This window comes from Bradyrhizobium huanghuaihaiense (genome assembly GCF_025200885.1).
GTDB classification, from domain to species: domain Bacteria; phylum Pseudomonadota; class Alphaproteobacteria; order Rhizobiales; family Xanthobacteraceae; genus Bradyrhizobium; species Bradyrhizobium huanghuaihaiense.
The window spans coordinates 855,741-870,425 of sequence record NZ_CP104172.1 but is presented as its reverse complement, the minus strand read 5'-3'; the positions used below and the strand labels follow the sequence as shown (position 1 = coordinate 870,425).

Sequence of the window (14,685 nt, the reverse complement as noted above, 5' to 3'; positions counted from 1 at the left end):
ATGTCAGATGGAGACCGCTGCTCGCTCGCGCGCCTGGCGCGCAATCCTTGTCGTCTGCGGACTGGTCCTGTTCGGATCGGCCGCCGAGCTTCGCGCCGGCACGCTGCTGTCGCCGGGCGCCGGCGCGCTCGTGCGCAAGTCCGCCGAGCCGTTCGGCGTGTTCGCCTTCGCGATCTCGTCCGGCGGCCTCCAGCAGAAATGGTCCGCGCTGAAATCCAGGCTCGACGACGACATGGTGCAGCTCGCGCTATGCGACGGCGACCGCGACAATTGCGCCTCGCCCGCAGCCCTCAAGCTGCTGGCCATCGTCGACCAGGCCCGTGCCCGCGACGGCCGCGCCCGGCTGGGCGAGACCAACCGCGCGATCAATCTCGCCATCCATTCCGCCAATGACGGCAACGACGACGTCTGGAGCTCGCCGCTTGCGACCTTCGCGCGCGGCGCCGGCGATTGCGAGGACTACGCCATCGCCAAGCTGGCCGCGCTGCGGCTTGCGGGCGTCGCCACCGAGGACCTCCGCCTCGTCGTGGTGCGTGACGTCAGGGCCGGCGAAGAGCATGCGGTTGTGGCCGCAAAGCTGGACGGCCACTGGCTGATGCTCGACAACCGCCGCATGGCGATGGTCGAGGACGAGGCTGCGCGCAGCTACCAGCCGCTGTTCGTGCTCTACCAGTCGGCCGTGATGAAATATGTCGACGAGCCGATGCGGCTGTCGATGGCGCCCGCCGAGACGCATTGACTTTCTTGTAGCCCGGATGGAGCCAACGGGTCGGCGCGAAGCGCCGCCCGATGACAGGCTCCGCGAAATCCGGGGCCGCTGCCGCCTGTTGCACGAATCCCGGATTGCGCTTCGCTCCATCCGGGCTACGGATCTCACATAGGCTTCCCAAAAACCCATTCCACCGCACGATCCGGAACGCTAGCATGGCCACGGGCTTTGCGGGGGCGACTGGAATGCGGTTCATCGTGCTGTCTGTGCTTGCGCTGCTGGCGTTTGCGGCGGCGCCCGCCTCCGCGCAATCCGACCGCGCCATCGCCGACAGGCTGCCGCTGTTCGCGAAGAACAACTGCCAGCAGATTCGCGATCCCGGCAATCAATTGTTCTGCGGAGACACCGAGCTTGCCGCCGCCGCCGCGAAGCTGAGCGCGGCAATCGAAGCGCGGCTCGCCCGCCTGCCCGATCGCCTGCCCGCGATCGAGGAGAATGCGATCTGGAGCCGTCAGCGCAATCTCGGTTGCGGCATCGTCGGCCAGACCGCGATCCGCGCCGACGAGTTCGATCGGGTGAAGGCGTGCCTGCTCAAGGTGACCGAGGAGCGCGCCGCGATCCTGCGCGATCCCGATTTCGACTGTCTCGCCGCCAACACGGCGGCGGGCGCGCTGATCTGCGCAGACCCGTCGCTGGCGCTCGCCGAGACGGAGCTCAATGGCCAGGTGCTCGGCCTGATCGGCAAGCTGGACCCGACCGCGGCGCGCTTTGCCTTCGCCGAATACGGAAGGTGGACGCGAGAGCGCGATCGCAAGTGCAATCTCGTCGGCAAGGAGAACGTGCCGCTGCAGGAGCTCGAGCCTGCGGAGGATTGTCTCGCCGACTACCTCACGCGCAAGGCCGACGAGATCCGCGCCGCCAAGGGCGATCCGAAAAAGGTGTTCGGCCGTCAGGTCGCGGCTCACTCGCCCGACACCGACGCCGTCGATTTCTGCGCCGCGCGGATCCACGCGGCCAATTCCTGCGGCAATTTCCTGCGCATCAACCGCGTCTACGCGGTCGACAGCCAGGTGACCGACCAGGAAGCGCAGGTCACGGGCGAGATCGAGATGGTGGTGCTGGCGCCCTTCACCACCTGCAGCAAGGTCGCCTCCGGCTGCACCGGCACCTGCTGGGACCCCCGGACGGGTCTTCCGCAGCCGGGCGCCGGCACGAGGGAGCGCTCCGGCGAGGCCTTCAACGTCACGCGCCGGCTGAGGATCCAGCGAACCTTCGCCTTCGTCAAAGCCGCCGACGGCTGGCGCTGCCGCGAAGACGAGCTGGCGCCGGTGAATTCGGGGACGGCGGGCGGGGGATCGTAGGGCTCTTACTTACCCTCCCCTGGAGGGGGAGGGTCGCTACGCATGTAGCGAAGCGGAATGCGTAGCGGGGTGGGGTGACAGTCTCTCCGCATCGAGCAGTGCCCGTGTTGAGAGATCACCCCACCCCGCTCGCGCTGGGCGCGATCGACCCTCCCCCTCCAGGGGAGGGTGGACGCCCTCAATCAAAACATCAGATTGTCCTTCACCAGCACCCAGCGGCCGTTCTTGACCTGCTGGACCTGTGTGATGGTGGTGGCAAGATGGTTGGTCTTCGAGAACACCGTCGGCGGCGAATTGAAGATGTCCTGGAACTTGTCGCCGGACTCCAGCGCGTCGAGCATCTTCTGGCCCGTGAGATCCTTGCCAGCCTTGTTGGCATAATGCGCGAACGTCATCACCGCATTGTAGCCAATGATCGCCTGGGTGTTGGCGTCGGCGTTGAACATCTTCTTGTAATTGACGAGCCAGTCCTTCACCTTTCCTTTCGCGGTGTCTTCATAGGGAATTTCGAAGTTCGAAGCGGCATACAAGCCTTCCACCGCTTCCTTGCCGAGCGCCGGCACTTCGAGCACGTTAACGGGCGTGGCGCCGAGGAAGGTGACGTCCCATCCGAGCTTCTTGGCCTCGGTCATCGTGCCGATCGGCTCACGGAGGACCGCGCCGAGCACGACGAGGTCGCAGCCGTCGGACTTCATCTTGGCGACCTGCGCCGAGAAGTCGGAGGCGCCGCGCTTGTAGCTCGTGATCGAGGCCGGCTGCACCTTCATGGCGGCGAGCTGCTGGTTAAATCCATCGAGCACGTTTTTGCCGTACTCGTCGTCCTGATGCATGATGCACGGCTTCTTGAAATTCTTTGCCTCAATCATGTATTTGAGCGCTGCGCGCGTGCTCTCGACATAGGGCAGGAGGTTGTTGAACTTCAGCCGCTCCTGCGGCTTGGCCGGATCGAACTTGAAGGTGAACTCGGCCGCCGTCAGCGGGAACAGCTGCAGCACGCCGGCGTCGAGCAGGATATCCTGCGCGGCGAGCACGGTCGGCGACCCCATGGGTCCTACCATCGCAAAAATCTTGTCGCGCTCGATCAGCTTCTGCGACGCCAGCACGGCCTTCTTCGGATCGTAGCCGCTGTCCTCGACGACCAGCTTGATCTTGCGGCCCTGCACACCGCCCGCCGCGTTGATCTCGTCCACCGCCATCTTCATGCCGTTGGAGACCGGGACGCCCCAGCCCTTGATCGGACCCGACAGGTCCTGATGGGTGCCGAGGACGATCTCGGTTGCCGAGATGCCTTCATTGGTGACCTTGGTCTGCGCTGCGGCCGGCAGACAACTGAGCGCGATAGCGCCCATAGCAAGGCCGAACGCGTTGAACGACTTCGACATTGACGTCTCCTCTCCTTTGGGCCCGTATTGTGCGAAGGGCGGGGGCCGCCGCTCCTTCGCTTTCTCAAATCGGCATGCGCGTCACGCCACCGCGCGCTCGCGATACATCGCGTCGATCTCGGCGGCGTAGCGCTTGTTCACGAAGCTGCGCTTCAGCTTCATGGTCGGCGTCAGCTCCTCGTCCTCAGGCGTGAGCTGACGCTCGATCAGATAGAACCGCTTGATGGTCTCGACGCGGGCGAAATTGGCGTTGACGCCCTCGATCTCGCGCCAGATCAGGTCCTGGATCTCCGTCGCCCGGCACAGGCTGGCATAATTGGTGAAGGGGATGTCGTGATCCTGCGCGAACTTCTCGACATTCTCCTGGTCGATCATCACGAGGCAAGTGAGATACGGCCGCTTGTCGCCGATCACGACGGCATCGGAGATGTAGGGCGAGAATTTGAGCTGGTTCTCGATCTCGGACGGGGTGATGTTCTTGCCGCCGGAGGTGATGATGATGTCCTTCATCCGGTCGGTGATGCGGACGAACCCCTCATTGTCGATGGTGCCGACGTCGCCGGTGTGCAGCCAGCCGCGCTGATCAATCGTCTCCGCGGTCTTCTCCGGCTGGTTGAGGTAACCCATGAACAGGAAGTCGCCCTTGATCAGGATCTCGCCGTCGGGCGACAGCGTGACCTCGCCCCAGGGCACGGCGGTGCCGACCGAGCCGAGCTTGATCCGGTCCGCCGGCATCATGGTGGCAACGCCGCAATTCTCGGTCTGGCCGTAGAGCTCGTGCATGTCGATGCCGAGCGCGAGATACCAGCGGATCAATTCCGGCGCGATGGGCGCTGCGCCCGTGAAGGCGATGCGGCAGCGGTCGAGCCCGATCATGCGGCGGATGTTGCGGAAGGCGAACTGGTAGGCAAACCGGTTGGCGATGCGCAGCGACAGCGGCGGCGCCCTGCCCTCGATGCGGCAGTCGACCATGCGATAGCCGATGTCGATGGCGCGACGGTAGACCCATTGCTGCAGCGGCGTCGCATCCTTCAGCGCGATGGTGATGGCGGAATAGAATTTCTCCCAGATCCTGGGCACCGCGAGGAAGACGGTCGGCTGCACCTCGCGCAGATTGTCCGGCACGGTCTCCGGGCTTTCGGCGAAATTCATCACCGAGCCGAGCGCGACCGAGATGTAATAGCCGCCGATGCGCTCGGCGACATGGCAGAGCGGCAGGAAGATCAGCCGGTCCTCATCCTCGCGCGCCGGGATGAAGTCGTTGGCGTGCCGCATCTGGTGCGTGACGCTGCGGTTGGCGTGCATCGCGCCCTTGGGCGGGCCGGTCGTGCCGGAGGTGTAGACCAGCACCGCGAGATCGCCCGCATTGCGGCTGTCGATCATCTCCTGCCACAGCGCCTCGCGGCCGACCATGTGGTTGCGCCCGAGCGCGCGGAACTCGTCGAACGACATCACCATGTCGTCGGAGAAGCCGCCGAGGCCCTCCATGTCGCACACGATGACCTTCTGCAGGGACGGGCATCGCGCGCGGCAGGTGAGGATCTTGTCGAGCTGCTCCTCGTCCTCCGCGAAGATCACCCGGGTCGCGGAATCGTTGACGAGATACTCGACCTGGGATGAGGAATCGGTCGGATAGATCCCGGAGGAGACGCCGCCGGCGCACAGGATGCCCATGTCGGCGTAGACCCATTCGGGCACGGCATTGGCGATGATGGAGGCGACGTCGCCGGGCATGAAGCCGATGGCGCGAAGCGCGTAGGCGATCTCCTTCGAGATCGCGAGCCACTCCCGCCAGCTGGTCGGCTGCCATATGCCGAACTTCTTCTCGCGGATTGCCGGCCGGTCGCCCCGCGTCTCCGCGGCAAGCAAAAAGCTCCTTGCGATCGTATCAGCGACCGTCAGCACCGCCGGTCGGGCCATGCGCGTCTCCTCCTTGTCGCCTTCGCCCTCCGCTGCCTGCCTTGCCGGCGGTCTTTGTCTTGCGGATGGGCTCGTCCATCTAACGCCAAGTTTTCTTCTTCTTCCAGCGCCGTTCGCCTCGCGCGCCGGCTTCCTTGGCGCCAAGGTAAAACTCCTGGATGTCCTGGGAATGCATCAAGCGGTCGCAGCTGTCGTTCATGACGATGCGGCCGATCTCGAGCACGTAGCCGTAATGCGCGGTCTCCAGCGCCACCTTGGCGTTCTGCTCGACCAGCAGGATCGACATGCCCTGCTCCTCGTTGACCCGGCGGATGATCGTAAAAATCTCCTTCACCAGCAGCGGCGACAGGCCGAGCGAGGGCTCGTCGAGCAGCAGCAGCGTCGGACGGTTCATCAGCGCGCGCCCGATCGCGAGCATCTGCTGCTCGCCGCCGGAGAGCTGGCCGGCCGGCTGGTTGATGCGCTCCTTCAGCCGCGGGAAATAGCCGTAGACACGTTCCATGTCCTCCGCGACGCCCTCGCGGTCCTTGCGCGGATAGGCACCCATCATCAGGTTCTCCCGCACCGAGAGGAACGGGAACACCTCGCGTCCCTCCGGCACGTGGCTGAGACCCAGCCGGACGATCCGGTCGGCCTCCATGCGCTGGATCGACTTGCCCAAGAACTCGATCGCGCCCTTCTGCGGATCGAGGATGCCGGAGATCGTTTTCAGCACCGTGGTCTTGCCGGCGCCGTTGGCCCCGAGCAGCGTGACGATGCGGCCGCGCGGCACCTCCAGCGAGATGCCGCGGATCGCCATGATCGGCCCGTAATAGCTCTCGACGTTGGAGAGTTTCAGGATGATATCCGGGGTCACCGCGGCGTCCATGGCGTCAGGCTCCCAGATACGCGGCGACGACGTCGGGATGCTGCTGCACCTCGGCGGGCGAGCCCATCGCGAGCACCCTTCCATAGTTCAGCGCGATGACGCGATCGGAGACGCGGTTGACCAGCGACATGTCGTGCTCGACCATCAGCACGGTAACGCCGAGCTCGCTCTTCATGTCGCGGATCCAGAACGACATGTCGTCGGTCTCTTCGACGTTGAGGCCGGAGGACGGCTCGTCGAGCAGGATCAGCTTCGGCTCCGAGCACAGCGCGCGCGCCAGCTCGATCACCTTGCGCACGCCGTAGGGAAGTCCCGAGATCAGCTTGTCGCGATAGGGTTCGAGGTCGAGGAGCTCGATGACCTGCTCGACCCGGCGGCGGTGCACCTTCTCGCTGGCCCGCACGCTCGGCAGGAACAGCAGCTCCTGCCAGAGCTGCGTGGTGGAATGGCGGTGGCGGCCGACCAGCAGGTTCGACAGCACGGTCGCATTCTCGAACAGCTCGATGTTCTGGAAGGTGCGGGCAATGCCGAGCTTTGCGATGTCGTAGGGCGGCTGCTCGGTGATGTCCTGGTCCTCGAAGAAGATGCGGCCCGAGGTCGGCCGGTAGATGCGCGAGATCAGGTTGAAGATCGAGCTCTTGCCGGCGCCGTTCGGCCCGATGATCGAGAGGATCTCGCCCTTCTCGACCGCAAAGGACACCGCATCGACCGCCTTGAGCCCTCCGAAATGCAGCGACAGGTTCTCGGCGCGGAAATAGCTCATCGGTTGCGCTCCGACTTCACGTAGATCTTCTGCCGCTTGAAGGTGGCGCGCTTGTAGAGCGGGAACAGCTGGAAGAAGAGCTTGATCTTCAGCCAGCGGCCGTAGAGCCCGAGCGGCTCGAACAGCACGAACAGCACGATGATGATGCCGTAGATCGCGCCCTTCAGGCCGTTGAGCGAGGCGAAGGCCGCGACCTTGGACTGGATATTGCCCGCAGTCGCCGTGCCGGCACCGAACGTCGCGGCAATGCCGGCGATGATGCCGGGCATGTCGTCCTTCAGGTACGTCAGGAACGGATCGATCATCACGATGAAGATCGCGCCCAGCACCGCGCCGTGCAGGCTGAAGGTGCCGCCGATCAGGATCACGATGATGAACTCGATCGAAAGCTGCAGCGTGAACATCTCCGGCGAGATGAAGGAGAGCTTGTGCGCGAACAGCACGCCGGCAAAGCCGGTGATCGCCGCCGAGATCGCAAAGGACTTCACCTTGTAGAGCGCGACATTGACGCCCATGCTGCGCGCCGCGGTCTCGCTGTCGCGGATCGCGACGAAGGCGCGCCCGGTCGGCGAGCGCAGCAGGTTGAGCGTGCCGACGATGGTCAGCACCAGCACGGCAAGGCAGAGGTAATAGAAGGTCGGACTGTCGCGCGGCACGGTGACGCCGAGCAGCGACAGCGTCTTGACCCGCATGCCCTCATTGCCGTTGGTGACGCTCTCCCACCGCGCCAGGATCTCCTCGACGATCAGGGCAAAGGAGATGGTGGCGATGACGAGGTAGATGCCGGTGAGGCGCAGCGCGGGAAATCCGACCATCGCGCCGATGAGGCCGGTCAGGGCGCCGGCGGCGAGGAAGTAGACCGGAAACGGCACGTTGTATTTCTGCAGGTACGCCGCAGTGTAAGCGCCGATCGCGAGGAACGCGGCATGACCGAGCGAGGCCTGGCCGGTGAAGCCGGTCAGGATCAGCAGCGCCACGCCGACGGTTGCATAGATGCAGACGAAGACGAGCTGGCTCATCAGGTAGCTGGAGAGCAAATAGGGCGCGATCAGCAGCAGCGCGAGCAGGACGCCATAGGTGACGACGTAGCCCGAATGCGGAAACAGCTTGATGTCGTCCTCGTAGTCGGTCTTGAACAGGAAGCGCATGGCGTTCAGACCTTCTTGCGGACGTGAAGGCCGAACAGGCCTTCGGGCTTCAAGAGCAGCACGGTGAGCAGCACGATGTAGGGCGCGACGTCCTTCCAGCCCTCGGCCAGGTAGAAGCCGGCCATGCTCTCGATCACGCCGATCAGGACGCCGCCGACCACGGCGCCCGGGATCGAGCCGAAGCCGCCGAGCACGGCCGCCGGAAAGGCCTTGAGACCGAGCACGAGACCGACATTGGAATGGATGAAGGTGATCGGCGCCAGCAGCACGCCGGCGCAGGTCGCGACCGCCGCACTGATCGCCCAGACGATCGACACCACGCGCTTGACCGGAATGCCCATGTAATAGGCCGCCAGCATGTTCTCGGAGCTGGCGCGCATCGCAGTGCCGAGCGTGGTCTTGTTGAAGAACAGATAGAGCAGCGTGCACAGGATCATCGTCGCCGCGATCACCGACAGCTTGTCGTAGGCGAGCACCAGCGAGCCGATCCGCAGCACGCCCTGGCTGAACGGCGTCTCGATCTTCAGATCGTCGGTGCCCCAGATCATGCCGGCGATCGAGCGCAGGAAATAGCCGAGGCCGATCGTGGCCATGATGATGGAGAATTGCGGATAGCCGAGGATCGGCCGCACCACCACGCGCTCCGCCAGCATGCCGAACAGCGCCATCGCCGCCACCGCACCGGCAAAGCCGATCCAGTAGTTCAGGCCCATCATGCCGATGAAGGTGAAGGCGAAGAAGCCGCCCAGCATCATCAGATCGCCCTGGGCGAAATTGACGACCTCGGTGGCCTTGTAGACGAGCACGAAGCCGAGCGCGATCAGGCCGTAGACGCAGCCGAGCGCAACACCGCTGACCAGCTGCTGAACGAAATCCAGCATCGCCGCGCATCCTCCCGATGCAACCAACGGTTCTTCCGACCGCCTCGATGCATCTTGTGTCCAGTCGCTACGCAGTCGTTTCGCCGCGTTAGCTCCATTTGTCCCGGCGCCAATTCAGCCTGAACGCCCGCGCGCTGTCAACAAACGGTGACTTGCCTTTAGTCCAAGACGGATGACGGAATTTGTCGGCCGTAGATTCACGGTGCCGAAACATCTTCAAGTCAAGGTCGCGCGCGATGCAAAACCGGATGGTATGGCCGTCATGAAGCCGGACAACTCGGCGCTGGAAGTCCGAGGGTTAACGAAGCGTTTTGACCGTCTGGCGGTCGACAGCCTCGATCTCACTATTCACGCCGGGGAATTCTACGCCCTTGTCGGCCCCAACGGGGCCGGCAAGACCACCACTTTGCGCATGGTTGCAGGCCTGCTCAGGCCCGATGCCGGCGCGGTCTCGATCTTCGGCATCGACGCGCTCCAAAACCCCGTCGTCGCCAAGCAGGTGATGGCGTGGGTCTCCGACGAGCCCATGATCTATGACAAGCTGACCCCGCTCGAATATCTCGAATTCGTCGCCGGGCTCTGGGGCATCGCGCCGTCGATCTCGGAGCCGGTCGCGGAGGAACTGCTGAGCTCGCTCGGGCTCGAGCCGCACCGGCACGAGCGCTGCGAGGGCTTTTCCAAGGGCATGCGCCAGAAGGTGGCGCTGGCCGGCGCGCTGGTGCACGATCCCCGTCTCATCATCCTCGACGAGCCGCTGACGGGGCTGGATGCCGTCTCCGCCCGCCATGTGAAGGGTCTGCTCAGCGAGCGCGTCCGCGCCGGCTGCACCGTCATCATGACCACGCACATCCTCGAGGTCGCCGAACGCATGGCCGACCGCATCGGCGTGATCGCCTCGGGGCGTCTCGTCGCCGAAGGCACGCTCGGCGAGCTGCGCCAACAGAACGGCCACGCCGACACCAGCCTGGAAGACCTCTTCATTGCGCTGGTGACGCTGCAGGAAGCAGCATGAGCTCGGCGACCGCATTGTCCTGGTTCGCCCGGCACGAGCTCAGGCTCGCCTGGCGCGAATGGTTCGCCATGATGACCGGCGGGAGGCGCACGCGGGCGCGCGCCGCCGTGATTGGTCTGCTGTTCTTTGCGGCACTGCTGCACGTGCCGGCCTGGGCGGTGATCGGCCGCTTCGCCGATCTGCAGCTGCCGCTCGACAAATCCTCGCTGATCGTGATCACGGCGACGATCTTTCTCGCCTGGACCTTGATGCTGTCGCAGGCGATCGAGTCGGTGACGCGGGTGTTCTACGCTCGCGCCGATCTCGACCTGATCATGTCCTCGCCCGCGACACTGGCCAATCTGTTCTCGGTCCGCATCGCCGCGATCGCGCTCACCGTCACCGCGATGGCGCTGCTGTTCTCGACGCCTTTCATCGACGTGCTCGTGATCGGCGGCGGGCCGCGCTGGCTCGCGGCGTTCGGCGTCGTCATCGCCATGGGCCTGTCGGCCGCGGCGATCGCGATCGCCGTCACCATCCTGTTGTTCCGCCTGATCGGCCCGGCGCGGACGCGCCTCGTGGCGCAGATCCTCGCCGCCATCATCGGCGCCGGCTTCGTGATCGCGCTGCAGGTCGCCGCGATCATGTCCTATGGCACGCTGTCGCGCTTCACCATCCTGACCTCCGGCAGCATGGCCGCCCACGCCCCCGAGATCGACAGCATCTGGTGGTGGCCGGCACGTGCCACCATGGGCGACAACGAGGCGCTGTTGCTGCTTCTCGCGCTCGCTCTCGTGCTGCTCGGAAGCGTCATGGCGATCTTCTCGGGCCGCTTCGCCGACACCGCGATCGACGCGGCCGCCTACGGCAGGTCCGGCCGCCGCAGCGCGAAGCAGCGCGCATTCCGCGGCGGATCGCGGCAGCAGGCGTTGCGGCGCAAGGAATTCTCGCTGCTCTGGCGCGATCCCTGGCTGATCTCGCAGACCCTGATGCAGCTGCTCTATCTGGTGCCGCCGGCACTGCTGCTCTGGCGCAATTTTGCCGAGAGCTCGGCGGCCCTGACGCTGATCACGCCCGTGATCGTGATGGCGGCAGGACAGCTCGCCGGCGGGCTCGCCTGGCTGACGATCTCCGGCGAGGACGCCCCCGACCTGGTCGCGACCGCGCCATTGATGCCGTCGAGCGTCATCCGCGCCAAGATCGAGGTGGTGCTGATCGCAATCGCCGTCATCTTCTGTCCGCTGGTCGCCGCGCTTGCCTTCGCCTCGCCGCTCCAGGCCGCGGTGAGTGCCGGAGCGATCATCGTCAGCGCGGCCTCCGCGACCGCGATCCAGCTCTGGTTCCGCGTCCAGGCCCGGCGCAGCCAGTTTCGGCGCCGCCAGACCTCGTCGCGGCTTGCGACCTTTGCCGAAGCCTTCTCCTCGATCGGCTGGGCCGCAAGCGCAGCGCTGCTGCTCGCCCTGCCCCTGGCCGGCCTGATCAGCGCCCTGATCACCGCGGGCCTCGTCGCCATCACCTGGAAGTTCAGCCCGCGGCGGGACTAGATGGCGGGCATGACGGATAGACACCGCCGCGTCAGGTGTCGAAGGCCGGTTGTGCGCTGCGTACCGCGCCGGCCTTTCGCCGATCCGTCAGGCGCCTGACCCAGTTGCGCCCCGGCTCTTCCACGAAGCGATATGTTGCGACCGACAGCAGCACGGTCAGCAGCAGCATCGCAATTTGGAGGAGATCACCCAGCCAGAGCGATCCGCTCACGGAGACCACTTTCGTCGGTTCGTGGCCCGCGCTCAACGCATAGGAGACGAACAGCTCCGTGTGGCCGAGACGTTCGATGACCATGAGGATCGCCCGCACAACGGCCCTGACGAGCGGATGCAGCATATAGATCGAATAGGTCAGCGTCCCGATCAGGAGCATGGATGGCACAGTCAGCAGACGGCTGACCGCGCCGGCCTCACGCGCGAACACCAGAACGACCAGCGAGAACACCAGCGGCGAGGCCACCTGAAGGATGACGCTGCTTCCGGCGACCGAAACATAGAACACGACGAGCATGAAGCTCACCGCCTCGAGCCATGTCTCGACGGACGGCGCCAGGCGCCTGCGCAACACTGGGAAGCACTCTCGCAAATCGAAGCAGACAACGCCGAGCGCGAAGCCATAGAGGCAGCGCACGAGGCCGTAGTCATAGGTCGCGTTCATCCCGTCCGGGCTGATGGTGGCGAGCACGATTGGCCCGGCAACGATCGGGAGCAGCCAGGGCCATATCGTCGGCCCGATCCTGTTTACGACGGCGGCGAAGATCACATAGGCGGCGAATTCGGCGCTGATGCTCCAGCTGGCGAAGTTCAGCCAGTTCTGCGGATTGACGCCGAGGCCCTGCAAAAGAAGAACGTTGGTGACGACGGCCTGCAGCAGGCTCGGGCCGATGCCGTCCTTTGCGGCGTCAATGGGAATGAACAGCAGCAACGTCACGAGATGCAGCGGATAGATCCGCCCAAGCCGCAGGGCGATGAAGCGGCCCGCGCCAAAACCCTCGGCGAGCCGCGCACGATAATTCGACGCGATGACGAATCCGCTCAGGACGAAGAAGAAGTCGACGAACAAATAGGCATGTCTGGTGAGCGGCATGAAGGACAGATGACTGATCACGTCGAAGTGAAACAGCGCGACCATGCAGGCACAAATGCCACGCCAGCTGTCGAGCGCATGATATCGGATGATGTTTTCAGCCGAGGCCATCGAAAACGGGTAGGCGAGGCCACGCGCCGGAACAAGCAGAGGTTGATTCTATACTTAATGCAGCATGCGGTCGCGGCATCGGCATGACGCCGGAACGATTCGAAGCTAAACTGACGGGATCGAGCGGATGGCGGGCGGACTGGTGATGTCTCGACTATTGCTGACGGCTTTGGCGTTCTTCGGGTGGCTGCTGGCGCCCGCCCTCGCCCAGCAGCCCCAGCGCAGCGAATGCCTGGCGATGGCCAATGTGGCGCCTCGTATCATGTCGGCCGCATTCCGGCAGGCGGCCGCCGCCGCCGAAGTCCAGATCACCTATGCCGGCCATTCCACCTATTTCATCGACACGCCCGGCGGCTTGCGCATCGCCACCGACTATAGCGGCGCGTACCAGGTGGGGCGGCTGCCTGACGTGGTCACCATGAACCGGGCGCACAGCACGCACTACTCTTTATTTCCGGACAAGCGCATTCCCCATGTGCTGCATGGCTGGGGCGAGGACGGCAAGCCCGCCATCGTCTCCGAGCGCATCGGTGACACCTTCATCCGTAACGTCACCACCGACATCCGCCGCTATTTCGGCGACGATGCCGGCACCGACATGATCCGCGACGGCAACTCGATCTTCATCTTCGAGGTCGCCGGCCTCTGCATCGGCCATCTCGGCCATCTCCACCACAAGCTCGACGACAGTCATTTCGCCCAGATCGGCCGGCTCGACATCGTGATGGTGCCGATCGACGGCACCTACACCATGTCGCTCGACGGCATCTCCGAGATCACCAAGCGACTGCGCGCTTCCGTGGTGCTGCCGATGCACCGCTTCGCCACCCCGCTCGACGACTTCATGCGCCGGATCGGCCAGCAGTTCGAGATCGACCGGCGCATCGACCGCTCGTTCCGGATGTCGCGGGACGCCTTGCCGTCGGCGCCGACGGTGATCATCCTCGACGGCGTCTGACGCGCGAAGCAGGAACGCATCAACCTTCTCCGACTTGGTTGCTTCGAGATCGTCTTCGATCGGAGCAATCATGAGCAGAAGGTTCCTGGTCATCGGCGCGTTCGCCGCCATCTATCTGCTATGGGGTTCCACCTACTTCGCCATCACATTGGGCCTGAAATCGATCCCGCCGTTTCTGCTGATGGCGTTGCGCTCGTTCTGTGGCGGCATCGTGCTGTTGGCAATCAGCGGCCGACAGATCGCGAACGTGTCGTTGCAGGCGTGGGCGGCGGCATGCCTGTGCGGGCTGCTGTTCTTTGTCGGCTGCCACGGCGTGCTCGCCTACGCGCAACAATCGGTTCCTTCAGGCGTGGCAGCCATCGTGCTCGCCACGATCCCGTTCTGGATCCTGCTGATCGATACCTTGTTCCCCGGCGATCAGCGGCCGAGGCCCCTTGCGCTGCTCGCGCTGGTGCCGGGCTTCTTCGGCGTCGGGCTCGTCGCATGGCAGAACGTCGCGCAGGCCGGTATCAGCATTCTTCCCGTCGTCTGGCTGTTGCTTGCGGCCTTGTCATGGTCCGCCGCGACCGTCCTGTCCCGACACACATCAGGCGAGACGTCCGCCATCCTGCTGTTGGGCATGCAGCTGTCGATCGGCGGTATCGTCTTGTTCGCGATCAGCTGGCTGACGGGCGAGGTCGAAAACTTCAGGCCGGGCGACGTCTCGCCGACTTCGCTTGCAGCGGTGCTATGGCTGATCATCGCTGGCAGCGTGGTGGGATTCGCCGCCTACAATTGGCTGTTGGAGAACGTCTCGACCTCGCTGGTATCGACCTATACGTTCGTCAACCCGGTCATCGCAGTGCTGCTCGGAACCGTCGTGCTCGGCGACCGTTCTCACGCACGATGCTGCTGGGCGCGAGCCTCGTCATTGTCTCCGTCATCATCATTTGGTGGGCGGAACGCTCAGGGAGCAGGCGGAC

The 14,685-nt window shown here is 64.7% G+C and carries 12 protein-coding genes and 1 pseudogene; 6 read left to right on the top strand and 7 right to left on the bottom strand.

The annotated features are described in order from the left end of the window. The first annotated feature begins 7 nt into the window (after positions 1-7). On the top strand, positions 8-739 hold the full coding sequence (locus N2603_RS04075) for a transglutaminase-like cysteine peptidase (protein WP_260387779.1): 732 nt from the start codon (positions 8-10) through the stop codon (positions 737-739). Positions 740-954: 215 nt separating this feature from the next. Further along, on the top strand, positions 955-2,070 hold the full coding sequence (locus N2603_RS04070; protein WP_311741548.1) for a lysozyme inhibitor LprI family protein: 1,116 nt from the start codon (positions 955-957) through the stop codon (positions 2,068-2,070). A 182-nt stretch (positions 2,071-2,252) separates the two neighbouring features. Here N2603_RS04070 and N2603_RS04065 read toward each other — a convergent pair whose 3' ends face one another. The 6 genes from N2603_RS04065 to N2603_RS04040 all read right to left on the bottom strand — a co-directional run bounded on the left by N2603_RS04065 (position 2,253) and on the right by N2603_RS04040 (position 9,032). Continuing rightward, the gene (locus N2603_RS04065) at positions 2,253-3,452 is read right to left on the bottom strand and encodes an ABC transporter substrate-binding protein (RefSeq protein WP_260387777.1); all 1,200 of its coding nucleotides are present in this window, start codon (positions 3,450-3,452) and stop codon (positions 2,253-2,255) included. A gap of 81 nt (positions 3,453-3,533) precedes the next feature. Next, positions 3,534-5,372: an AMP-dependent synthetase/ligase gene (locus N2603_RS04060; protein ID WP_260387776.1), complete on the bottom strand. Its 1,839-nt coding sequence runs from the start codon at positions 5,370-5,372 to the stop codon at positions 3,534-3,536. A gap of 79 nt (positions 5,373-5,451) precedes the next feature. Beyond that, positions 5,452-6,240, bottom strand: coding sequence for an ABC transporter ATP-binding protein (locus tag N2603_RS04055; protein WP_260387775.1), 789 nt, complete (start codon positions 6,238-6,240; stop codon positions 5,452-5,454). Positions 6,241-6,244: 4 nt separating this feature from the next. After that, positions 6,245-7,003, bottom strand: a complete 759-nt coding sequence (locus tag N2603_RS04050; RefSeq protein ID WP_018643391.1) for an ABC transporter ATP-binding protein — start codon at positions 7,001-7,003, stop codon at positions 6,245-6,247. Then, a complete protein-coding gene (locus N2603_RS04045) occupies positions 7,000-8,151 on the bottom strand; it encodes a branched-chain amino acid ABC transporter permease (RefSeq protein ID WP_260387774.1) in 1,152 nt (383 codons plus the stop codon). Before N2603_RS04045 ends, N2603_RS04050 begins: the two co-directional genes overlap by 4 nt. A gap of 5 nt (positions 8,152-8,156) precedes the next feature. Then, positions 8,157-9,032 carry a branched-chain amino acid ABC transporter permease gene (locus N2603_RS04040; RefSeq protein WP_260387773.1) on the bottom strand — a complete coding sequence of 292 codons (876 nt, stop codon included), beginning with the start codon at positions 9,030-9,032 and terminating at the stop codon, positions 8,157-8,159. A 262-nt stretch (positions 9,033-9,294) separates the two neighbouring features. On the opposite strand from N2603_RS04040, the gene N2603_RS04035 reads away from it, so the two are divergent. Further along, positions 9,295-10,044 carry an ABC transporter ATP-binding protein gene (locus tag N2603_RS04035; protein ID WP_260424139.1) on the top strand — a complete coding sequence of 250 codons (750 nt, stop codon included), beginning with the start codon at positions 9,295-9,297 and terminating at the stop codon, positions 10,042-10,044. Further along, positions 10,041-11,567, top strand: a complete 1,527-nt coding sequence (locus N2603_RS04030; RefSeq protein ID WP_260387772.1) for a permease — start codon at positions 10,041-10,043, stop codon at positions 11,565-11,567. Before N2603_RS04035 ends, N2603_RS04030 begins: the two co-directional genes overlap by 4 nt. Before the next feature lie 31 nt (positions 11,568-11,598). On the opposite strand, the gene N2603_RS04025 is transcribed toward N2603_RS04030, so the two are convergent. Further along, positions 11,599-12,765, bottom strand: coding sequence for an acyltransferase family protein (locus N2603_RS04025; protein ID WP_260387771.1), 1,167 nt, complete (start codon positions 12,763-12,765; stop codon positions 11,599-11,601). A 145-nt stretch (positions 12,766-12,910) separates the two neighbouring features. Between N2603_RS04025 and N2603_RS04020 the strand changes: the two genes are divergently transcribed. Then, entirely contained in the window at positions 12,911-13,723 is an 813-nt protein-coding gene (locus N2603_RS04020; protein ID WP_260424138.1) for an MBL fold metallo-hydrolase, read from the top strand. A 70-nt stretch (positions 13,724-13,793) separates the two neighbouring features. Continuing rightward, positions 13,794-14,537: pseudogene (locus N2603_RS04015) on the top strand (EamA family transporter); the annotation flags it as partial. Positions 14,538-14,685 lie beyond the last annotated feature (148 nt).